This window comes from Burkholderia sp. SRS-W-2-2016 (genome assembly GCF_001931485.1).
Classification (GTDB): Bacteria; Pseudomonadota; Gammaproteobacteria; order Burkholderiales; family Burkholderiaceae; genus Paraburkholderia.
In genome coordinates, this window is the sequence record NZ_MSDV01000046.1 from 253,529 (window position 1) to 267,923 (window position 14,395).

The following is a 14,395-nucleotide window of genomic DNA, read 5'->3' on the forward strand; positions in this document are numbered from 1 at the left end:
CCTGATGGATCTACGTAAACTCAAAACTCTGATCGACCTCGTCTCGGAGTCCGGTATTTCCGAACTCGAAGTGACCGAGGGCGAAGGCAAGGTCCGCATCGTCAAGAATGCGCCGCCGGTTTACGTGCAGCCGTCCGCCGCCTACGCCGCCCCGCAATTCCCGCAAGCGGCTCCGGTCGCCGGCGAAGCCGCGGCAGCCGCGGGCGCACCGGCCGCGCCGGCCGCCGCCGCGCCGCAGGGCCACGTGGTGACCTCGCCGATGGTCGGCACGTTCTACCGCGCGCCGTCGCCGGGCGCCGATCCGTTCGTGCAGGTCGGCGATACGGTCAAGGAAGGCCAGACGATCTGCATCATCGAAGCGATGAAGCTGCTCAACGAGATCGAGTCGGACAAGTCCGGCGTGGTCAAGGAAATCCTCGTCGAAAACGGCCAGGCGGTCGAGTACGGCCAACCGCTGTTCGTGGTCGGCTAACGCGGCACGCACTATTTGCCGCCCGCGCGCCGCTTCCCGAGGCGCGCGACCGATCCTCTGCGGCAGCCGGCGTCCTGAACGACCCGGCGCCCATTGATGAGTCGAAAACCCGCTATGTTTGAAAAAATCCTCATTGCCAATCGTGGCGAGATCGCGCTCCGTATCCAGCGCGCGTGCCGCGAACTCGGCGTCAAGACGGTCGTCGTCTATTCGGAAGCCGACAAGGAAGCCAAGTACGTGAAGCTCGCCGACGAGGCGGTCTGCATCGGACCGGCACCCTCGCCGCTGAGCTATCTGAATATGCCGGCGCTGATCAGCGCGGCCGAAGTCACCGACGCCGAAGCGATCCACCCCGGCTACGGCTTCCTGTCGGAGAACGCCGACTTCGCCGAGCGCGTCGAGCAGTCCGGCTTCACCTTCATCGGCCCGCGTCCGGAAACGATCCGCATGATGGGCGACAAGGTCACCGCGAAGCAGACGATGATCAAGACCGGCGTGCCGTGCGTGCCGGGCTCGGAAGGCGCGCTGCCCGACGATCCGAAAGAGATCGTCAAGATCGCCCGCCAGATCGGCTATCCGGTCATCATCAAGGCGGCCGGCGGCGGCGGCGGCCGCGGCATGCGCGTGGTCCACACGGAAGCGGCGCTCGTCAACGCGGTCAATATGACCCGCGAGGAAGCCGGCCGTGCGTTCGGCAACCCGCAGGTCTACATGGAGAAATTCCTCGAGAACCCGCGCCACATCGAAATTCAGGTGCTGTCCGACTCGTTCCGCAACGCGGTGTGGCTCGGCGAGCGCGACTGCTCGATGCAGCGCCGTCACCAGAAGGTGATCGAGGAAGCGCCGGCGCCGGGTATCGCGCGCCGTCTGATCGACCGGATCGGCGATCGCTGCGCGGACGCGTGCAAGAAGATGGGTTATCTCGGCGCGGGCACCTTCGAGTTCCTGTATGAAAACGGCGAGTTCTACTTCATCGAGATGAACACGCGCGTGCAGGTCGAGCACCCGGTGACCGAGCTGATCACCGGCGTCGACATCGTGCAGGAACAGATCCGCATCGCGGCCGGCGAGAAGCTCACGTTCCGTCAGCGCGACATCCAGTTCCGCGGTCATGCGATCGAATGCCGGATCAACGCTGAAGATCCGTTCAAGTTCACGCCGTCGCCGGGTCGACTGACCTCGTGGCACATGCCGGGCGGCCCCGGCATCCGCGTCGATTCGCATGCGTACAACGGCTATTTCGTGCCGCCTAACTACGATTCGATGATCGGCAAGCTGATCGCTTACGGCGCGACCCGCGAACAGGCGATCAAGCGGATGCGCATCGCGCTGTCGGAAATGGTGGTCGAAGGGATTCAGACCAACATCCCGCTGCATCGCGAGCTGATGCTGGACGCGAAGTTCGTCGAAGGCGGCACCAGCATTCACTACCTCGAAAACCGGCTGGCCGCGCGTCAGCAGGTTGCGCCGGAAGAAGCCTAAGTCATGAGCTATCGGGAACTGGTCGCCGAACTGGCGCGCGAGCACGCCGAGGAATTCTCCGACGCGCTGCTCGAGCTGGGTGCGTTGTCCGTGTCGGTCGAAGACGCGGACGCCGACACGCCCGACGAACAGCCGCTGTTCGGCGAGCCCGGTCTGACGCCGGATCGCACCGCATGGCAGCGCTCGCGCGTGATCGCGCTGCTCGCGCCGGAACACGACCCGGCGGTGCTGCTGACCGCCGCGGCCAACGAGATCGGCCTCGACGCCGCGCCCGCGTTCAGCGTGCGCGAAGTCGAAGAGCAGGACTGGGTGCGGCTCACGCAGTCGCAGTTCGATCCGATCCAGATCGGCGAACGGATCTGGGTCGTGCCGTCGTGGCACGACGCGCCGGACCCCGACGCGCTCGTGCTCGAACTGGATCCGGGCCTCGCGTTCGGCACCGGCAGCCACCCCACTACCCGTCTGTGCATGGAATGGATCGAGCAATCGGTCAAGGCCGGCCAGTCGGTGCTCGACTACGGTTGCGGCTCGGGCATTCTCGCGATCCTCGCGAAGAAGTGCGGCGCCGATCCGGTGTTCGGGATCGACATCGATCCGCAGGCGGTCGAATCCGCACGCCACAATAGCGAGCGCAATCGCGCCGAAGTCACCTACGGGCTGCCCGATGCATGTCCGGCCGGCGAGTTCGACGTGGTGGTCGCGAACATCCTGTCGAACCCGCTGAAACTGATGGCGTCGATGCTGGCGTCGAAGGTCAAGCCGGGCGGCCGCATCGCGCTGTCGGGCATCCTTGCGCGCCAGGCAGACGAAGTCGCGCAGGTGTACGCGCGCTGGATCGACATCAGCGTGTGGCGCGAGCACGAAGGTTGGGTGTGCCTCGCCGGAACGCGTCGCGAAAGCCATTAGAATAAGGCGTATTGTCAAACCAACGGCCCCTGGCTCAACGGCTCGATATGCTTCTGGCGACGCGTTGTCCCTTCTGCGAAACTGTTTTCCGCCTGCAACCGGCACAACTTGCGCAGCGCCGCGGTCTCGTGCGCTGCGGGCATTGCCAGGAAGTCTTCGACGCGTCGAGCAGTCTGTTCGACGTCAGCGAAGGCGGCGACTTCTCTACTGCTAAACCGGTGGCTGCTTCGGCGGTCGAAGCGCTCGCGGGCGCACAGCAGCCGAGCCCTGACTTCAGCGGCCAGTCTCTGGATCCGTGGGCGCCGGCCGCGGGCAACGCGCCCGCCGGTGCGGCGATCGGCCATGCGGCGGGAAGCGCTGTCGGCAGCTCCGGCAGCACGCTCGACACCCGTTTGCGCCATCACGCCGACAGCATGCAGTTGACGCCGCTGCCGCTCGGCAGCGACTACCACTCACCGCCCGCCGACATCCCGTCCGCCCCACCGCCGAGGCCGAGCGAGCCGAAGGTGCCCGCCGGCGGCTTCAGCGCGCCGTTCCCCCCCGATCAACAGGAACCGACGCTCGCCGACGCGCCGCTCGAACCGTTCGCCTATCCGTCCGACGAGCCGGATGACGACACGCTCGCCGCGCCGCCGCTGGCGCCACCGTTCGTGCCACCCGTCGTGCCACCAGCGCCGCCCGCGGCGTCGGCCGCCGACACGCTGGTTCGCCCGCCCGTCACACCGTCACCGCCGCCCTTCTCCTCCGCGCCTGCCGCGCCGCCGCCATTCGCCGAAGAGACACCGCGCGAAGAGTCACCGCGCGTCTGGCACCGGGCCGGCCGCCAGGAGCCGTCCGCATTCGACGAACCCGAGCTGCGCGAGCCGGCGAGCCTGCACGGCATCCCCGATAACGAGCCGCGTTTCGGTTCGATCGGCGCCGGCCCTGGCAGCTTCGGCGCGGCTGCGGGTGCGGCCACCGGCGCGGCTTTCGGCGCCGCGGCGTCGGGCGGTGCAGGCGCAGGTGCGGGTGCAGGCGCACAAGCACGCGCAAGCACGGCCGCGGGTGCCGGCGGACCGCGCGGTCCGCGGCCGCCCGGCGGCGGCACCGCCCCCCCGCCATCGAGCGGCGAGCCGTTCTCGGTGCGCCCCGTCAACGACGGCAGCGAACCGTTCCCGGTCACGCGCGAAACCCGCCCCGCCGAAGCGGGACGCACCGGCTGGGTCGCGGCCGGCATCGTGCTCGCGGTACTGCTGCTGATCGCATTGCTCGCGCAGCTCGCGTGGTGGCAGCGCGAGAGCGTGCAGGTCGCGATTCCGGGCTCGCAGGCGGTGTACGCGAAGCTATGCGCGCATCTGGGCTGTCAGTTGACCCCGCCGCACGACATCGACGGCCTGCTGGTCGAGCCATCCGATCTGCGCCAGATCGACGGCCCGCACAAGCTCGAACTGAGAATGCCGCTGCGCAACCGGCTGAATCTCGCGCTCGCGTACCCCGCTATCGAACTGACGCTGCTCGACGACCAGAACAACGTCGCGGTGCGGCGCGTGCTGTGGCCGCAGGATTACGTGCCGCCCGGCACCGTGATCGCGGCCGGCCTGCCTGCGCACAGCACGCAGACGATGATCGTGCATCTCGATACCGGCAACGCGGTCGCCTCCAATTTCCGCGTACAGATTTTCTATCCGTAACGCAGCCCACGCGCCCGCCTCGAGCGGGCGCTTCATTGTCATTACTGACGCCCTTTCGGAGCACAAACATGAGTCAAGTCACGCTGGGTGGCAACCCGATCGAAGTTAGCGGCACGTTCCCGTCGGTGGGCCAGCAGGCCGCCGCGTTCTCGCTGGTCGGCAAGGACCTCAAGCCGCTGACGCTCGCCGACTTCGCCGGCAAGCGCAAAGTGCTCAACATCGTGCCGAGCCTGGACACGCCGACCTGCGCAACCTCGACCCGCAAGTTCAACGAAGCGGCCGCCAAGCTGAACAACACGGCGGTGATCGTCGTGTCGGGCGACCTGCCGTTCGCCGCGTCGCGCTTCTGCACGACCGAAGGCATCGAGAACGTCGTGACCGCCTCGACGTTCCGCGGCCATGAATTCGCGCAAGCGTATGGCGTCGACGTCACGAGCGGCCCGCTGACGGGCCTGACCGCGCGCGCGGTCGTCGTGATCGACGAAAACGACAAGGTCGTGCACGCCGAACTGGTCGGCGAAATCAAGAACGAGCCGAACTACGACGCCGCGCTCGCCGCGCTGAAGTAAGCCCGCCGCGCACGATCCCCAGCGCCGCGCGAAGCTCGACTTCGGCGCGGCGCTGTCGCATCGTCGCCGCTTTTTCCAACGCTTTTAACAGGAACGCTCGCCTTGGCTACGCTCATCTGCGGCTCGCTCGCGTACGACAACATCATGACCTTCGAAGGCCGCTTTCGGGAGCACATCCTGCCGGAGCAGGTCCACATCCTGAACGTTAGCTTTCTCGTGCCGACCATGCGCCGCGAGTTCGGCGGCTGCGCGGGCAACATCGCGTACGCGCTGCATCTGCTCGGCGGCGACGCGCGCATCATGGGCGCGATCGGCGCGGTCGACGCGCAGCTCTACATGGACCGTCTCGCGACGCTCGGTCTGCCGGCGGACAACGTGCTGGTAGTGCCGGACACCTACTCGGCGCAGGCGATGATCACCACCGATCTCGAGAACAACCAGATCACCGCGTTCCATCCGGGCGCGATGATGCAATCGCACCTGAACCGCGCCGACGAAGTGAAAGGGATCACGCTCGGCATCGTCGCGCCGGACGGCTACGACGGCATGGTTCAGCACTCCGAACAGCTGGCGGCAGCGGGCGTGCCGTTCATCTTCGATCCGGGTCAGGGTCTGCCGCTGTTCGACGGCGCCACGCTGCGGCGCATGATTGAACTTGCCACTTACGTGGCGGTCAACGATTACGAAGCCGCGCTGGTCAGCAACAAGACCGGCTGGTCGATCGACGAGATCGCCGGCAAGGTCGACGCGCTGATCGTCACGCTCGGCGAAAAGGGTGCAAGAATCCATCATGCCGGCGGCATCGAAGAGATTCCGGCGGTGCAGGCCAAACAGGTACTCGATCCCACCGGTTGCGGCGATGCATTTCGCGGCGGCTTGCTGTACGGTATCGAGAATGGTCTCGGCTGGGCCACCACCGGCCGTCTCGCCAGCCTGATGGGGGCATTGAAAATCGAACAGCAAGGCCCGCAAAATTACGCGCCCACCCGGGCGGAAATCAACGAGCGGTTCAAGCAGGCCTTCGGATACGACCTGTCCTGATATCGCGAGCTATGGGAGTTTGGCAATGAGAACAACGAGTCGCCTGGTCGTCGCCACCTTGATCGCCGGTTCGCTGGCCATGTCGGGGTGCGCGGTCAACAGCAGCTCTCCCGACGTGTTCACCGCGTCGCAGGCGCAGCGTGAACAGACGGTTCGCTTCGGCACGGTCGACAGCGTGCGCGCGGTGCGGATCAGCTCCAACAACGGTCAGCCGAGCGGCGTCGGCGCACTCGGCGGCGCCGCGCTCGGCGCGCTCGCCGGCAGTGCGATCGGCGGCGGACGCGGCTCGGTCGCCACCGGCATCGTCGGCGGTATCGGTGGCGCGGTGGCCGGCAACGCGGTCGAGAACAGCGTCGCGATGCGCGACGGTCTGGAGATCACCGTGCGGCTCGACAACGGCGACATTCGTGCGATCACGCAAACTTCCACCGGCGAGATCTTCCGCGCCGGCGATCGCGTGCGGCTGCTCTCGAGCGGCGGCGTCACCCGCGTGACCCACTAAGCGGCCGCCAGGCCTGCCCTTCTCTCGCGCGGCCGCGTACGGCTCAGGCCGACGCGCCGCGACGACGAACTCACACGCATGCGCCTTCACGGGCCCATGCGTGTTTTTTCGTCCGGGCGCCGCTCAGCGGCCCATGCACGCGCCGGGCAAAAAAAATCCCGCCACCGGCAAGCCGGTAACGGGACATCGACCGGGCGGCGCTCGCTGCAGCGCCAGCACGACCCGGTCAGCCGGCACATCGATCGATGTGCCGAGGTACGACTACTGCTTACGGACGGCTGCCCGTCGGGAACGGCCATGCCGCTGCCGGGTTCAGCGCGGTCTTCACCGTCGCCGCCGGAGCCGCGCTCGTGACAGCAGGCGCAGCGGGAGCAGGCGCTGCCTTCTTGGCGACAGCCTTCTTCGCGGGAGCAGCCTTCTTCGCAGGCGCAGCGGCCTTCTTCGCGGCAGCCTTCTTGGCAGGTGCAGCTTTCTTCGCGGCAGCCTTTTTCGCAGGCGCGGCCTTCTTGGCGGCTGCCTTCTTAGCCGGTGCGGCCTTCTTCGCCGGCGCTGCCTTCTTCGCTGCAACCTTCTTGGCTGCCGGTGCCTTCTTCGCCGCGACCTTCTTCGCTGCAACCTTCTTCACCGCGGCTTTCTTCGCCGGTGCTGCCTTCTTCGCAGCAACCTTCTTCACTGCGACTTTCTTCGCTGCAACCTTCTTCACCGCGACTTTCTTAGCCGCGACTTTCTTTGCAGCAGCCTTCTTCGCCGGCGCTGCCTTCTTCGCAGCAACCTTCTTCACCGCGACTTTCTTCGCTGCAACCTTCTTCACTGCGACCTTCTTGGCAGCGACCTTCTTGGCCGGTGCTGCTTTCTTCGCCGGAGCAGCCTTCTTGGCTGCGGTCTTCTTCGCTGCGGGCTTCTTGGCCGCGGCCTTCTTTGCAGTTGCCATCATTTTCTCCTTCAGGTTTTCAGATGAGGTCAGTTCAAACTACACCCTTCGTCAAAACCCGCTTCCCGCAGACGCTTCTCAGGGCGCGCGCTACGAAGCGGGCTATTCATCGGCGTACGCAGGTGCCGCGCGCTTACGCTAATGAATGCGGTAAGGCGCGCCGTGCCCCAAGGCACCGCGCGCCAGATCTGGTCGACGTCGCTGGGCGACGCCGGCAATTGCTTGATCGAACCGCCGGCGCTCACGCCAACGGCTTTTTCCGGGGGGAAGTTTGCCCATCCCACTGAAGGGTCCGCAAAGTGCCTGTCATGTTTGTGGGCCGCCAAGGCACCGGACACGCTTTGCATCAGGCCGTTCTGCTCCTAATCCAGGTTGCCGCGACCTCGGCCGGCGGCACCCCCATCAATGAATACATCTGCGACGCGAAATCCCGGCTTACTCCCAGGAGAGCGCACCGCCAGTCTGGTATTCGATCACTCGCGTCTCGAAGAAATTGCGTTCCTTCTTCAGATCGATCATCTCGCTCATCCACGGGAACGGGTTTTCCTCGTTCGGGTACAGCGGATCGAGACCGATCTGCTGGCAACGGCGGTTGCAGATGAAGCGCAGATAGCTCTTGAACATCGACGCGTTCAGGCCGAGCACCCCGCGCGGCATCGTATCTTCAGCGTAGCGATATTCGAGTTCAACCGCCTGCTGGAAGATCGCGCGGATTTCAGCGCGGAATTCAGCCGTCCAAAGGTGCGGGTTTTCGAGCTTGATCTGGTTGATCAGGTCGATGCCGAAATTGCAGTGCATCGACTCGTCACGCAGGATGTACTGGTACTGCTCCGCCGCGCCGGTCATCTTGTTCTGGCGGCCGAGCGCCAGGATTTGCGTAAAGCCGACGTAGAAGAACAGCCCTTCCATCACACAGGCGAACACGATCAGCGAGCGCAGCAGCGTCTGGTCTGCTTCGAGCGTGCCGGTCTTGAAGGCCGGATCGGTCAGCACGTGGATGTACGGAATCAGGAATTCGTCTTTCGCGCGGATCGACGTGACTTCGTGATACGCGTTGAAGATTTCGCCTTCGTCGAGACCGAGCGATTCGACGATGTACTGGTAAGCGTGCGTGTGGATCGCCTCTTCGAACGCCTGGCGCAGCAGGAACTGGCGGCATTCGGGCGCCGTGATGTGGCGGTAGGTGCCCAGCACGATGTTGTTGGCGGCGAGCGAGTCGGCCGTCACGAAGAAGCCCAGGTTGCGCTTGACGATGCGGCGCTCGTCCTCGGTCAGCCCGTTCGGGTCTTTCCACAGGGCGATGTCGCGCGACATGTTCACTTCCTGCGGCATCCAGTGGTTGGCGCAACCAGCCAGATACTTTTCCCACGCCCACTTGTACTTGAACGGCACCAGCTGATTGACGTCGGTCTGGCCGTTGATGATGCGTTTGTCGGCGACATTGACGCGCGCTTCGGAAGCAGCGGCGCCGGCGACCGGGTTGGCTGCATGAGCGACGGGAGCGACAGCGATGTCGTTCGCGAAGACTTCCTGAGCCGAGGGAGCGTGAGGAGCGGAACGCGTTCCGATTTGCGAACCCACAGCCGATCCAGCAGCGTTGCGCAACACGTTCGGTTGCGTCGCGCTCGAGGGAGTTACGGCAGTGATCTCGTCATCCCAGTTGAGCATAAATGTCACCATCAATTTAGAACGGTTTGTACCATCTTTTCACGAGCGATAAAAGAGTTCGCTGATGAAAATTCCTGTTTTCGATTCGCGTTGCTACGTTCATACAACACTTTGTTCAACCGACTCTCTGCGATGCGTCGAGTGACGTGTGTTGAAGCTGTGTTGAAGAGGTGCTTCGCGAACTCGAAGAGCAACGTTTCGTCGTGACGTTTCGCGGCTCTTTCTATCTTGTTGCGCAGTGCGTTGCTGCGCAGTGAGTTGCTATTCGTTGCCGGCTCGCTGCTGAGCGCATCGCTCGATCGCGAGTGTCCGGTGTGCTGCGTCGACCGTGTTGCGTGCGCGCTCGCGAATGAGTTCGAAGGCGCTGCTGCGCGCGGTGTTGCGCGCTTCGTCGGTGGGCGGCTGCTGTGTCGTGACCGCTGTTTCGTTGCCGCCTGTTGCTGCTTCATCGCGTGCGTTACAAACCGAAACCGACTACGACCTGCCGACTGCTTTGCTGCATCGATGAACGGCGCGACTTCGATCTGCCCCACCGTTCATCGAACTACATCTACTGCTCTACTGCACCTGCGTGAATCGCGACGAGCGTCGCTCGCTGCATGCGGGTCATCACCTACGACCTCGTGTGCAGTTAGCAAGCAACGCTCCCGCTACTTGCCGCCTGCTTACTGGCAAGCCTCGCACTCGTCGAAGCCAGGATCGCCCGGACGCATCATGCAAACCGGACCTTCCGCTTCGGGCGCTGCTTCGACTGCCGCTGCCGAAGCCGCCATACCCGCAGCTGCTGCAGCCGCTGCCTGGAAGCCGCCTGCCGCGTTACCCGCGCCGCCGCTCACGCCGAAGCCGCCGCCAGCCGCGCCGCCTGCGCCGCCCGAACCTTCATGACCCGAGCTCACCGCGTTCAGCGCGCCGTGCGCGACCGTCGATTTCTCGACGTGCGTCGCCGCCATCGTGCGGAGATAGTAGGTGGTCTTCAGACCGCGCAGCCATGCGAGCTTGTAGATCTCGTCGAGCTTCTTGCCCGATGCGCCGCCCATGTAAATGTTCAGCGACTGCGCCTGGTCGATCCACTTCTGACGACGCGAGGCCGCCTCGACGAGCCACGTCGGATCGACTTCGAACGCCGTTGCGTAGATCGCGCGCAGGTCGGCCGGGATGCGGTCGATGCGCGACAGCGTGCCGTCGAAGTACTTCAGGTCGGCGACCATCACTTCGTCCCACAGGCCGCGTGCCTTCAGGTCGCGCACCAGGTAGTCGTTGACCACCGTGAATTCGCCCGACAGGTTCGACTTCACGTACAGGTTCTGGAACGTCGGCTCGATACAGGCCGACACGCCGATGATGTTCGAGATCGTCGCGGTCGGCGCGATCGCCACGCAGTTCGAGTTGCGCATCCCGTAGGTTGCGATGCGCGAGCGCAGCGAGGTCCAGTCCATCGATTCGCTCGAATCGACTTCGACGTAGCCGCCGCGCGCTTCGGCCAGCAGCTTGACCGAATCCTGCGGGAGGATGCCGCGGTCCCACAGCGAGCCGCGGTAGCTCGAGTAGCGGCCGCGCTCTTCGGCGAGTTCGGTCGACGCGTAGTACGCGTAGTAGCAGACCGCTTCCATCGAACGGTCGGCGAACTCGACTGCTTCCGGCGACGCGTACGGCGTGCGCAGCAGGTGCAGGCAGTCCTGGAAGCCCATGATGCCCATGCCGACCGGACGGTGCTTCAGGTTCGAGTTACGGGCCTTGGCGACCGCGTAGTAGTTGATGTCGATCACGTTGTCGAGCATGCGCATCGCGACGCTGATCGTGCGCTTGAGCTTGTCGTGGTCGAGCGCGAGCGTGCCGTCGGCCTGTTCCTTCAGGTGCGCGACGAGGTTCACCGAACCGAGGTTACAGACGGCGATTTCCGAGTCGCTGGTGTTCAGCGTGATTTCCGTGCACAGGTTCGACGAGTGGACCACGCCGACGTGCTGTTGCGGCGAGCGCACATTGCACGGATCCTTGAAGGTGATCCACGGATGGCCGGTTTCGAACAGCATGCCCAGCATCTTGCGCCACAGCTGCGCCGCCGGAAGCTTCTTGAACAGCTTGATCTCGCCGCGCGCGACCTTGTCTTCGTAGGCGGTGTAAGCCGTTTCGAACTCGGCGCCGAACTTGTCGTGCAGGTCCGGGCAGGTGGACGGCGAGAACAGCGTCCATTCGCCGCCTTCCATCACGCGCTTCATGAACAGGTCGGGAATCCAGTTCGCGGTGTTCATGTCGTGCGTACGACGACGGTCGTCGCCGGTGTTCTTACGCAGCTCGAGGAATTCCTCGATGTCGAGGTGCCACGACTCTAGGTACGCGCACACCGCGCCCTTGCGCTTGCCGCCCTGGTTCACGGCCACCGCCGTGTCGTTGACAACCTTCAGGAACGGCACGACGCCTTGCGACTTGCCGTTGGTGCCCTTGATGTGCGAGCCGAGCGCGCGCACGCGGGTCCAGTCGTTGCCCAGACCGCCGGCGAACTTCGACAGCAGCGCGTTTTCCTTCAGCGCTTCGTAGATGCTGTCGAGGTCGTCGTCGACCGTGGTCAGGTAGCACGACGACAGCTGCGAGCGATGCGTGCCCGAGTTGAACAGCGTCGGCGTGGACGACATGAAGTCGAAGCTCGACAGAATGTTGTAGAACTCGATCGCGCGCGCTTCGCGGTCGATCTCGTTCAGCGACAGGCCCATCGCGACACGCATAAAGAATGCCTGCGGCATTTCGATCCGCACGCCGTCGTGATGCAGGAAGTAGCGGTCGTACAGCGTCTGCAGACCGAGGTAGCCGAACTGCAGGTCGCGGTTCGAGTCGAGCGCGTTACCGAGGCGCTTCAGGTCGAACTGCTGCAGCTTGTCGTCGAGCAGGCCCGCGCCGATGCCGCGCTTGATGAACTGCGGGAAGTAGTCGGCGTAGCGCATGCCCATTTCGGCTTGCGTGACTTCTTCTTCGAGGATTTCGCGGCGGATCGTGTGCAGCAGGATGCGCGCGGTGACCTGGCTATACGCCGGGTCTTTTTCGATCATCGTGCGGGCCGCGAGAATCGCCGAGTCGTAGACCTGGCTCATCGGCACGCCGTCGTACAGGTTCTTCACCGTTTCCGCGACGATCGGATCGGCGCTCACCGCGTCGCCGAGGTTCGCGCAGGCGGACTCGATGATGCCGCGCAGCGCGGCCAGATCCAGCGGACGGGTGATGCCGTTGTCGGTCACGTTCAGGCCCGGCGTGCTGGCGGCCGGCTCTGCCTGCTCGTCATGCGCGCGCGCCTGGTTGCGCTTCTCGCGATACAGCACGTACGCACGCGCGACGTTGTGTTCGCCGCCGCGCATCAGCGCGAGTTCCACCTGATCCTGGATGTCTTCGATGTGGAACGTGCCGCCGTTCGGGCGGCTGCGCACCAGCGCGCGCACCACGTTCTGCGTGAGTTGCTCGACCAGTTCGCGCACCCGTGCCGACGCCGCGCCCTGCCCGCCGTTGACGGCGAGGAACGCCTTCGTCACGGCGATCGCGATTTTCGACGGCTCGAACGACACCACGCTGCCGTTGCGGCGGATCACCTTGTAGTCGGCGTAGTTCGCCTGCGGCGCGAGCGCTTGTGCGCCCTGGTCCTGGCCGAAGGCCTGGCCAGCCGGTGAGCCTTCGTAACGGGTCGTCACGTTGTCGGTGGTTTGCATTTGCAAAGCTCCTGGTCTTGGAAATTGCGGCGAGTGCCGCGGATTAAATCGAACGCCGCGCCGCCGCGAGCGCGAGCGATAGGGTGCGGAAAGGCCGGCTACGCCGGTTGGCGGGATGCGACTGCGAGGAAGCCTGATTCGATTTGATGTCGGTCTTCATCGGGTTGGTCGCGATCACTGGCTGGTCCTTTCCTGAATGCTTCTGGATGCGGCCGGAGATCCCCCTACCGGCCGCGCCCCAGGAATTTTTTCGGTGCCCGGAATGCTTGCGGCGCCATGCTCCAGGAGCGGGGCGCCGCACACTTATACACTTGGTTATTCACAAGGTTATACACAGAACAACACAAGATATAGTGCACACCCCGCTTTGTGGCACCAAGTATAGTGGAAGTTGGAGGCAGGTCAAACCGATTTATTTGCCTTCGATATCTTGACTTTTCGCGACGCGCGGCACGGCCGGGCTCCCCGGAGAATGAGGCGGCGCCTCGTTCTCCGCGGGTCTCGCGAGCGCACGCAAAGGTGCCTAGCGCGTTCCGGAAAACTTGAGATAGGGGAAATACCGGGCGTCGAGCGACGTGTCGTTTTGCAGCCGCGACCACTCGAAGTGCGGACCGGGATCAGTCTTGCGGCCGGGCGCGACGTCGGAGTGACCGGCGAGCGCGTCGATTGGATAGCGCGCCTTCAATGCGTCGACCAGCGCGGCGAGCGTGCGGTATTGCGCCGCTTCGAAGGCGACGGTGTCGCTGCCTTCGAGCTCGATGCCGATCGAGAAATCATTGCAGCGTTCGCGGCCAAAAAAATTCGACGGCCCCGCGTGCCACGCGCGCTCGTTGCACGACACGAACTGCTCGAGCGCGCCGTCGCGATGAATCACGAAATGCGCGGACACCCGCACGCCGCGCAGATGCGTGTCGTAGTACGGATGGGCGTCGCAGTCGAGGGTGTTCTGGAACAGCTCGGCAATCGCGCTGCCGCCGAACTGGTTCGGCGGCAGGCTGATGTTGTGGACCACGATCAGGGTCGGCACCGCGCCTTGCGGGCGCGCTTCGAAGTTCGGCGAGACCAGCTTGCGGGCGGCGGGCACCCAACCGTCGGCGTCGACGGTATAGCTGCCGCTCATCGCGCGTCGCGGCCGGACGGTCGCGCGCTGTGGCGCTGCGCGTGGGCGGCGCAGCAGAACACTTGCCCCGCCACCGACACCGAGTCGCTCTTCGGCGCATGCACGCCGCACTCGACGCAGCGGATCATCGGCTCGGGCAGTTGCGGCTGCGCTTGCGCATTGGCGCCGTGCGCGCCACCTGCGCCATTCGCGGCACCCGTCGAAGCGCCGTTCGCCGCACCGTTCGCGGTGCGAGCGCCGCCGCCGCGTTGCGCGCTGTGCGCGTCGTGACGGCGCAGCGCCTTCACGAGCCATTGGCCGACGATGAACAGCAGGATCAGCAGAAAGATTTGTCGCATGAAGACA

14 protein-coding genes are annotated in these 14,395 nt (G+C 64.9%); 7 read left to right on the forward strand and 7 right to left on the reverse strand.

Going from position 1 to position 14,395, the window contains the following annotated elements:
- Positions 1 to 4: 4 nt before the first annotated feature.
- The 7 genes from accB to BTH42_RS20905 all read left to right on the forward strand — a co-directional run bounded on the left by accB (position 5) and on the right by BTH42_RS20905 (position 6,642).
- A complete protein-coding gene (accB, locus tag BTH42_RS20875) occupies positions 5 to 472 on the forward strand; it encodes an acetyl-CoA carboxylase biotin carboxyl carrier protein (protein ID WP_075302888.1) in 468 nt (155 codons plus the stop codon).
- Between the two features lie 114 nt (positions 473 to 586).
- Positions 587 to 1,954 carry an acetyl-CoA carboxylase biotin carboxylase subunit gene (gene accC, locus BTH42_RS20880; protein WP_075302890.1) on the forward strand — a complete coding sequence of 456 codons (1,368 nt, stop codon included), beginning with the start codon at positions 587 to 589 and terminating at the stop codon, positions 1,952 to 1,954.
- Between the two features lie 3 nt (positions 1,955 to 1,957).
- Positions 1,958 to 2,860: a 50S ribosomal protein L11 methyltransferase gene (gene prmA, locus BTH42_RS20885; RefSeq protein WP_075302892.1), complete on the forward strand. Its 903-nt coding sequence runs from the start codon at positions 1,958 to 1,960 to the stop codon at positions 2,858 to 2,860.
- Positions 2,861 to 2,907: 47 nt separating this feature from the next.
- The gene (locus BTH42_RS20890) at positions 2,908 to 4,530 is read left to right on the forward strand and encodes a zinc-ribbon and DUF3426 domain-containing protein (protein ID WP_075302894.1); all 1,623 of its coding nucleotides are present in this window, start codon (positions 2,908 to 2,910) and stop codon (positions 4,528 to 4,530) included.
- 68 nt (positions 4,531 to 4,598) lie between these two features.
- Positions 4,599 to 5,099 carry a thiol peroxidase gene (gene tpx, locus BTH42_RS20895; protein WP_075302896.1) on the forward strand — a complete coding sequence of 167 codons (501 nt, stop codon included), beginning with the start codon at positions 4,599 to 4,601 and terminating at the stop codon, positions 5,097 to 5,099.
- Between the two features lie 102 nt (positions 5,100 to 5,201).
- Positions 5,202 to 6,140 (forward strand): carbohydrate kinase family protein, encoded by a 939-nt coding sequence (locus tag BTH42_RS20900; RefSeq protein WP_075302898.1) that lies wholly within the window; start codon positions 5,202 to 5,204, stop codon positions 6,138 to 6,140.
- A 25-nt stretch (positions 6,141 to 6,165) separates the two neighbouring features.
- A complete protein-coding gene (locus BTH42_RS20905) occupies positions 6,166 to 6,642 on the forward strand; it encodes a glycine zipper 2TM domain-containing protein (protein WP_075302900.1) in 477 nt (158 codons plus the stop codon).
- A 268-nt stretch (positions 6,643 to 6,910) separates the two neighbouring features.
- Here the strand turns inward: BTH42_RS20905 and BTH42_RS20910 are convergent, their stop codons facing one another.
- The 7 genes from BTH42_RS20910 to BTH42_RS20935 all read right to left on the reverse strand — a co-directional run bounded on the left by BTH42_RS20910 (position 6,911) and on the right by BTH42_RS20935 (position 14,388).
- Complete coding sequence (locus BTH42_RS20910) at positions 6,911 to 7,573, reverse strand: histone H1-like DNA-binding protein (RefSeq protein WP_075302902.1); 663 nt, start codon at positions 7,571 to 7,573, stop codon at positions 6,911 to 6,913.
- Between the two features lie 29 nt (positions 7,574 to 7,602).
- On the reverse strand, positions 7,603 to 7,920 hold the full coding sequence (locus tag BTH42_RS20915; protein ID WP_075302904.1) for a hypothetical protein: 318 nt from the start codon (positions 7,918 to 7,920) through the stop codon (positions 7,603 to 7,605).
- Positions 7,921 to 8,008: 88 nt separating this feature from the next.
- Complete coding sequence (locus tag BTH42_RS20920) at positions 8,009 to 9,241, reverse strand: ribonucleotide-diphosphate reductase subunit beta (protein ID WP_075303030.1); 1,233 nt, start codon at positions 9,239 to 9,241, stop codon at positions 8,009 to 8,011.
- Positions 9,242 to 9,252: 11 nt separating this feature from the next.
- Positions 9,253 to 9,774: a hypothetical protein gene (locus BTH42_RS34920; protein WP_143752145.1), complete on the reverse strand. Its 522-nt coding sequence runs from the start codon at positions 9,772 to 9,774 to the stop codon at positions 9,253 to 9,255.
- A gap of 132 nt (positions 9,775 to 9,906) precedes the next feature.
- Complete coding sequence (locus BTH42_RS20925) at positions 9,907 to 12,930, reverse strand: ribonucleoside-diphosphate reductase subunit alpha (protein WP_075302906.1); 3,024 nt, start codon at positions 12,928 to 12,930, stop codon at positions 9,907 to 9,909.
- A gap of 523 nt (positions 12,931 to 13,453) precedes the next feature.
- Positions 13,454 to 14,050, reverse strand: coding sequence for a 1,6-anhydro-N-acetylmuramyl-L-alanine amidase AmpD (gene ampD, locus BTH42_RS20930; protein ID WP_075302908.1), 597 nt, complete (start codon positions 14,048 to 14,050; stop codon positions 13,454 to 13,456).
- Positions 14,047 to 14,388, reverse strand: coding sequence for a PP0621 family protein (locus tag BTH42_RS20935; protein WP_075302910.1), 342 nt, complete (start codon positions 14,386 to 14,388; stop codon positions 14,047 to 14,049). Before BTH42_RS20935 ends, ampD begins: the two co-directional genes overlap by 4 nt.
- Positions 14,389 to 14,395: the final 7 nt, after the last annotated feature.